This window comes from Pantoea sp. GbtcB22 (assembly GCF_019091025.1).
Classification (GTDB): domain Bacteria; phylum Pseudomonadota; class Gammaproteobacteria; order Enterobacterales; family Enterobacteriaceae; genus Pantoea; species Pantoea leporis.
This window is the reverse complement of sequence record NZ_JAGXKB010000013.1, coordinates 41,611-49,062: the sequence shown is the minus strand read 5'-3', so window position 1 is coordinate 49,062 and position 7,452 is coordinate 41,611. Positions and strand designations below refer to the sequence as shown.

Genomic DNA, 7,452 nt, shown 5'->3' with positions numbered 1-7,452 from the left:
ATACACTGATAAGAGGATTGACCGTATGTCAGAGGACAGGAGCCGCGTTCAAAACCGTAAGTGGACAACACTGGTTGCGGCATTAAGTGCCGCTATTATGACGCTTGATATTACAGTGGTGAATATTGCACTGCCTAAAATAGGAGAAGATTTTCTAACCAATCTTGCACACTTACAGTGGGTAATTAATGGATATACGCTTAGCTTTGCTGCACTATTGTTATTAGCGGGAGCCATGTCAGATAGGTTCGGACGGCGTCATATATTCCTCTACGGAAATGGACTTTTCTTACTAGCGTCACTCGTGTGCGCGTTAGCCCCCTCAATAAATATACTGATTATCGCCCGTATCGTTCAGGGCACCGGCGGCGCGATGGTGCTTGGTACGGCGCTGGCGTTAATTGCCAGTGCATGTGAAGGAGAACCCCCACAGGTCCGCGCGAGCGCGGTAGGGTTGTTTGCCGCAGGTGGAGCTATTTCTGCCGCTAGCGGCCCTCTTGTTGGAGGCGTATTAATCGAATGGGCAAGCTGGCCATGGCTGTTTGCAATTAACATTCCTGTTGGGTTGCTAATTATCTTTTTAACCCTGCGTTTTGTAGTTGAAAAACCCGTTTCGCCTCCGCGCTATCCCCTGGATTTGGCAGGTTCGTTTTTAATAACGCTTTCCTTATTTAGCATGAACTATGCTGCACTGACCTTTTCAAGCGGCGCCTATGTTCTTGCGGAAGTCCAGTTTACGCTGGTTGTAGGATTCATAAGCGCAGCACTTTTTATCTGGCTGGAGGGCCGCCGCGGAGAGAGAGCACTGCTAAATCTTGGTCTTTTTGGTATCCCAACCTTTATCGGAGCAATACTCTTGAGCTTTGCCGGTCGAATTTTCAGTTTCGGCCTGCTTCCATTCATTACGCTGTGGCTAAGTGGAATACTTCATTATTCGGCCTGGCATACGGGGCTGATACTGCTATGCCAGTCTGTCGCCATGGTTATCGCAGCCGGTCTGAGTAGTCCGCTCTCACGACGCATTTCTGTTCGTGTCTTACTGGCCGCTGGCATGTTTATCGTTGCTGCAGGACTTGCGATCAGCAGTCATGTCACTACTGATAGCGACTGGGAGGTTATTCTGCCTTTACTGCTGATGCTTGGAGCGGGTGCCGGTCTGACCATGCCACATCTGATGGATCTTGCCGTCAGCGTCGTTCCTCCTCATCAGGCTGGTGTCGCTTCTGGAACCGCTAATACGTTCTTCCCGTTGGGGACAGCGGTTGGAATCGCCTTTTTTGGTCTCATCCTTAGTCATGTGCTTCATCAGGCATTACCGTACTCTCTACTGAACGCCTCCGGAATCAGCCAACCCGCATCAACATTGCAGGAAGTCAGCAGTGCACAATTTGGTGCCCTGCAGTCAGCGCCTGCGTTGCAATTACAGGCAAAACAGGCTTGGGTCGATGCGCTTAACTTGCTGTTTCGCCTAGCAGCTATGGCGAGCATTTTAGCGGGATTAGCCGCATTCTGGCTTATTCGCCCACCCCCACACCAACCCGAGCAGATTCAGGAAACCGTCTGATACTGGTATAGGCGTTCCCGCAGCCGTTCTATAAGCGGCTGTGGGTTATCACTGAAGTAAAAATGTCCACCATCAAAACGGTCAAGCGTAAAACCCGTAGACGTCCAGCTTGACCATCCTTGTGCGTGCTGCACTGAGAGCTCTGGATCCTCATTACCCACAAACGCTGCAATAGGACATTCTAGCGGCTGAGACGAGCTCAACTGCCACTGTTCAATCATGGCGTAATCACCGCGCATTGTTGGAAGAATAAGTTCTCGTATCTCGGGCATTGCCAGCAGGACAGGATCAGTACCCTTTAGCCGTAACAATTCATTGCAAAGTGCATCGTCGTCCTGCTGGTGCAATATACCCGGCTTATGAAACTGCGGCGCTTCACGCGCTGATACGGCCAAAAGTATTGGTGATGCCCTTCCCCTTCGCTGTAATTCCAACACGGTCTCATGGGCAACTACTGCCCCCATACTGTGCCCCAGTATGGCCCAGTTTTTATTGAGAATGGGGGCGATCGCATCCGCAAGTTCTCGCACAAGTTCACTCATTAACGTGGGCATTCGTTGCTGTAAACGATCTAGGCGCCCCGGATAGCAGATCAGATTCAACTCAATTTCCGGCGGAAGTATTTCTCTCCATCCACGATACAGCGCAGCGTTACCCCCAGCATGCGGCAAACAGAATAATTGTATTTGTGGTGAAGAGTGTCGCGCTAGAGTTTTAATCCAGGAAGAGGTCATAAAGCGATACCTGTTGTCAGTTGTGCTGCCTCCACCAGCAGGCGGGTAATGGGATGCACGGGATGAGCAAGAATTTCTGCAGCGCATCCGCGTTCGACCACCTGACCTTTATCAATAACCATGAGCGCCCCCCCCAGATGTGCGGGCAGCGTTAAATCATGAGTAACTATCAGCAAGGCAATCCCCTGTTGATGTTGTAAACTTTGGAGCAAGCGCAGCAGTTCTGTTCTTACAGCGCCATCGACAGCACTGGTTACCTCATCACACAGCAAGATATTGGGGCGGGTAATCAAAGCCCGAGCTAAGGCTACCCGCTGCTGCTGTCCGCCTGAAAGTGTTGGTGGGCGACATAACAATATTGCCTTTGATAATCCAACCTGCTGCATGACCTCATAAATGCGCTCATTACGCTGTTCAGCATTAAGTTCCGGGCAGCACAGACGAAGAGGACGCTCGAGTAATGAATATACTTTATAAAAGGGATTGAGAGAGCTGGCGGGGTTTTGTGCGACGTATTGCAATTTACGCTTTTGCATAAAATTGCGCGCGCGTGATATCAAAGGAAGTGAGCTCCCCTGTAATTCAAGCGTACCGCTGGCTTTGGAGTGCAAGCCGACCAATGTGCGTAGAAGCGTGGTTTTACCTCCACCAGAGGGGCCCGCAATCGTAAGTGTTTCGCCGCATCCCAGGGTTAAATCTATTGGTTCAAGCGCCACCTTGTTGCCATGCCAGGCTCTGAGTTGTTCACATTTTAATATGGGCTCTGAAATCTGCATGATTGCAGGGTCAGGCGTGACTTGCCTACAGGCTTGAAGTAAAGCCTGCCCCACCCGGCTTTCTGGTGCGCGCACAAAGTCAGCTGTTGCTTGCCGTTCCGCTAACTCACCTTCTGACATTACTGCGATCGTGTCTGCGATTTGACATGCCTGCGGTAAATCATGCGCCACAAACAATACCGTCATCCCCTCTTTACGCGCGGTGACCGAGATCCATTGCATAACAGCACGGGCGCTTATTGCATCGAGAGCACTGGTTGGTTCATCCATCATCAATAATCTGGGATAACCCATAATAGCGGCAATCACCATTACACGCTGACGCTGTCCGCCTGAAATTTCATGTGGATAACGATGCAAGAAATCAGGTTCATCTGGCAGCCCCAACTGTCGGAAATGGGTCTGTATATGATATTCCCGTTGTTTAGCGGAAAGCCCTCGATTTTCTCCCATGACGCGCAGATACGATGCCAGTGTCATTGATGGCACCAAACTTAATCGCGGGTCCTGTGGTACAAACCCCACTGTTTTTGCACGCAAGTTACGCAGGCATGTTGCGCTCAATGGTGACACAGCCTTTCCTGCCAGCCATACTTCGCCACTAGTGCTTACAACATCATCAGAATATTGACCCAAGGCCGCTCGCAGTAATGTGCTTTTACCACTGCCTGATGGACCAACCAGCGCGACGATTTCTCCGTGCCTCAATTTGAGGTTGATGTTATGCAGCAAAACCTGATCTTTTAATCTCAATGTAAGCTGATAAATTTTTAAGATATCAAGTTCAGTAGAATCAGCTTTCATAGAAGGGATTTGGCGTTTTAATTTTTTTCTGAGAACAGGGTGAAACATATTATCAAGGCTAAGATTCAGAGGAATTAACACAAGTAATATGGCGATAACCGGAGCTAGGGTAGCCCAAGGCTGGAATGTTAAGCCCTGCCGGTTTTCCATTATCATTAGTCCCCAGTCAGCCAGAGGCTGCTCGGCACCAAGCCCCAGAAAGCTTGCTGTAGCAAGGATGAATATGGCACTCAACAACCTAATACCAATATCAGCGCCCATTAACGGCAGCAGATTAGGCGCAATTTCACGACAAAGAATTGCCGTGAGCGTCTCTCCTCGGCAACGTGCAAATTCTACATAATCCTGCTGCAGTTGTTGCAGAGTCACCGCTCTCACCAAGCGGAAAATATCTGGCAGCATCACAAGTATTGCGGCAACGACGGCCGCTAAATATCCACGGCCGCTTACGGTCGCCACCAGCGTCAGCAAAAGGAATCCAGGAACGCTCAGCAATATATCTGCACCTGCGAGTAACAGTCTGTCAATCCATCGACCGTATAGCGCAGCAACCATTCCCAGCCCACCACCCAACAGCCATGCAAGCAGCACACTCAAGCAGGCAAGGATCAATATTTGCTGGCCACCACTGAGAACTCGGCTTAATACGTCCGCGCCAAGATAATCCGTACCTGCTATCGCTCCCGCATTCGGCGCTGCAAACGGCATATTGCGGATTTCGTCTACGGCAAAGGGTGCAAGCCATGGGCCTATCAAACTAATTATTGCTGCTAGCAGAAATAGCCCTAACCCAGCAAGTTGCCGTTTACTCATCAGCATGCCTCCTGTTTAAACGCGGGGTTCAGGAGTGCCGTAATACAATCGGCAATTAAATTGAGCACCACGGTAATCGTACAAATCAACATTGCTATACCCATAACTACCGGTGTATCACGTGACAAGGTGGCATTGAGTAATGTTGCAGCCAGGCCAGGCCAGCCAAATAACGTCTCAGCAACTAATGCGCCTCCAAACAGATATGTGATGTAACGTGCCAAAACTGGCAGGCAATGACCCAATGTTGCGGGAAGGATCCAATGCAGCAGAACCTTTGACTCCGGTACTCCGTTGAGCCTTGCATTCTCACAGGCAGGGGACTGCACGGCACGTAATACACCCAAGCGGATCAATTTAATATTCTGCGCGAGGCAAACGCTGAGCAATGTCATAATTGGCAGAACGAATTGAGGCCACTGAGACCATAAAGACCTGGAAGGTGTGATTAAGGAAAGGGCTGGCAGCCAATGAAGGGTCAAAGAAAAAAACACAATAAGTAGTGTACCTGTTACAAACTCAGGCAGCGCCACAAGCATTAATGAAAAAACACTGATTAACCTGTCCAGTAAATTGCCAGGGTTAAGTCCGCAGTAAATGCCTGCCGAAAATGCCAGAACGATCAGCAGTGAGCTGGCACTCGCTCCCAAAGCAAACGAATAGCGTCCGCGCTCCCACAGCAGGGTACTTACCGCTCGGCCATTTATATAGCTGGTCCCCCAGTCACCCTTAGCTACGCCAGATATCCATTTCAAATAGCGAAGGCTGGCTGGTTTGTTAAGACCTAGCTGATTACGTAGCGTGTTCACCTGTTCGCGACTACCGTTTCCAGCAAGCCTTGCCGTAGCAGCGTCCCCTTTTACCAGCGACATAGATGTAAAGATAATCACTGATAATAGCCAGAGCGTGATAATGGCTTGCCCCGACCGTAAGAGTAAAGGTTTACCTTTGCTCACCAAAATCATGAAGGCCGCAACCAGGCATCGCGCAGAAGCGGATAATCAAAGAATCCTGCTGCCCGTACACCTGATACTAAGGGTGTTGAAGCTGCTATAGAGGGTATGCGCGCAAAAATTGCATCTCCACCATGTTGCCACAACCACTGTTGCACCTCGGCTGTACGGGTTCGGAGTTCATCTCCACGGGCTGCTTGCATAGCGTTTATCAGCTTGTCGAGCTGAGGCGAAGCGGGTCCTGTAAATGACCAGGGAGCTTCGGACCCGTAATAAAATGGCAATGCTACGGGTAGAGGCATTGGACGATAGAGATTAGTTTGTAGAGGAGTATTTAATAGCAGGTTAAAGTCACTGTAATAGTCGGCGGCAGGCACGCGATTCAGACTGAGATTGAAGCCCGCCCCTTTGACCTGACGCAACAGCAATGTCGCACTCTCAGCAGTCCCGTATTCATAATCGCTGGTGCGTATAGAAGCATTCACCGAAGCTAAACCGGCTTTTTTCAGGATAGTTTTGGCGCGGTCAACGTCATAATGTCGAACCGGCAATTCAGTGTTGAACCACGGTTGCCCCTCTCCCAGAGCGTCATTAGCCACTTCTCCCAAGCCCATCGTGACAGCACGTACCATTGCCTCACGATCAATGCTGTATTTCAATGCTTCAACCACTTCGGGATTGTTAAAAGGTGCTTTGCTGAGGTTCATGCTGATAGCAAGATTACTCATTTCTGCCTTGGAAGAGTGCCAAAGTTTTAACGCCGGATTAGACTGCTCGGCGCGAGCGGTCAGAAGTGCCATACCGCCGGCATAATCAAACTGGCCTGCTTTAAGCCCATTCAGGCGTGCTGATGTATCACTGATAGCATGCAGGTGGATCTCATCAAGCCACGGACCGCCATTGGCACTGTCCCAGTAATCCCGACGTGCCTGCAGGATACTTTCATCTTGCGACCAAGACTTGAGGCTATAAGGACCGCTGCCAATAGCAGCGCTAAAATCCTGAGTATTTTCAGGAAAGATGAAAATAGACTGGGCCAGTAGTAAATCAAAAGTTCCTACAGGTTTATTGAGCTGCAATGTGAGAGTGCTTTCATCCTCTACACGTGAAGCACTAAGATTCAGCGGTTTTAACCACCCACTCTGGCTACCGGGTTGACTCATCCAGGTTCGTAGACTGAATATGACATCTCTGCTGGTCAGTTTTCGTCCATCACTAAAGGTCACCCCCCGGCGAATTTTAAGGGTCCAGCGCGTAGCATCGCTATTCGGTTCAGCAGACTCCATCAACCGCCAGACAATTTTTTGATCGTCTATTTCAGCGAGGGAATCCCAAATTAATCGGGCTCGGACATAATCTATATTGCTATAGGTGGAACGCAACACATTGGTCGAATCACTGCTGGATCCAGCAAAAGCAGCTTTTAGGACCCCCCCTCTAATCGGTTTGACTTCATCAGCCCAAGCATAAGGGGCAAATGAATTGGTCATCGCTATCCCTGCGGTAATACCCATTGCTTTGATGAGTGTCCGTCTGGTTAATCCTTGGTTCATTCCCCTGCCTCTCCGTTCTAAAACCTTAAATTTCCACTTCATTAACACTTACGTGATATGTTATATCATTACAATATCATGTGCGCTATTGATAATCATTATCAGGATCGTGATGTGATTTTTCTTCCTGCTCACGATCAGAGGAATGCTGAAACTACGTAGCGTGGTTTATTGAGGAGTAATTCAGATAGCGCAACGTAATCAATACTTTACAAGCAATGCCAGTTCGCGATCCAAAATTTGCTATCGATATCC

At 49.4% G+C, this 7,452-nt stretch carries 5 protein-coding genes; 1 reads left to right on the top strand and 4 read right to left on the bottom strand.

Annotated elements, in window-relative coordinates; translation table 11 throughout:
- The first annotated feature begins 25 nt into the window (after nucleotides 1-25).
- Nucleotides 26-1,564 carry an MFS transporter gene (locus KVT28_RS24270; RefSeq protein WP_217550670.1) on the top strand — a complete coding sequence of 513 codons (1,539 nt, stop codon included), beginning with the start codon at nucleotides 26-28 and terminating at the stop codon, nucleotides 1,562-1,564.
- Here KVT28_RS24270 and KVT28_RS24265 read toward each other — a convergent pair.
- The 4 genes from KVT28_RS24265 to KVT28_RS24250 are packed head-to-tail and all read right to left on the bottom strand — an operon-like array spanning nucleotide 1,549 to nucleotide 7,197.
- The gene (locus KVT28_RS24265) at nucleotides 1,549-2,298 is read right to left on the bottom strand and encodes a thioesterase II family protein (RefSeq protein WP_217550668.1); all 750 of its coding nucleotides are present in this window, start codon (nucleotides 2,296-2,298) and stop codon (nucleotides 1,549-1,551) included. The two genes, KVT28_RS24270 and KVT28_RS24265, sit on opposite strands and share 16 nt — an antisense overlap.
- Nucleotides 2,295-4,691: an ATP-binding cassette domain-containing protein gene (locus KVT28_RS24260; RefSeq protein WP_217550666.1), complete on the bottom strand. Its 2,397-nt coding sequence runs from the start codon at nucleotides 4,689-4,691 to the stop codon at nucleotides 2,295-2,297. Before KVT28_RS24260 ends, KVT28_RS24265 begins: the two co-directional genes overlap by 4 nt.
- The gene (locus tag KVT28_RS24255; RefSeq protein ID WP_217550664.1) at nucleotides 4,691-5,656 is read right to left on the bottom strand and encodes an ABC transporter permease; all 966 of its coding nucleotides are present in this window, start codon (nucleotides 5,654-5,656) and stop codon (nucleotides 4,691-4,693) included. Before KVT28_RS24255 ends, KVT28_RS24260 begins: the two co-directional genes overlap by 1 nt.
- Entirely contained in the window at nucleotides 5,653-7,197 is a 1,545-nt protein-coding gene (locus KVT28_RS24250; RefSeq protein ID WP_217550662.1) for an ABC transporter substrate-binding protein, read from the bottom strand. Before KVT28_RS24250 ends, KVT28_RS24255 begins: the two co-directional genes overlap by 4 nt.
- Nucleotides 7,198-7,452: the final 255 nt, after the last annotated feature.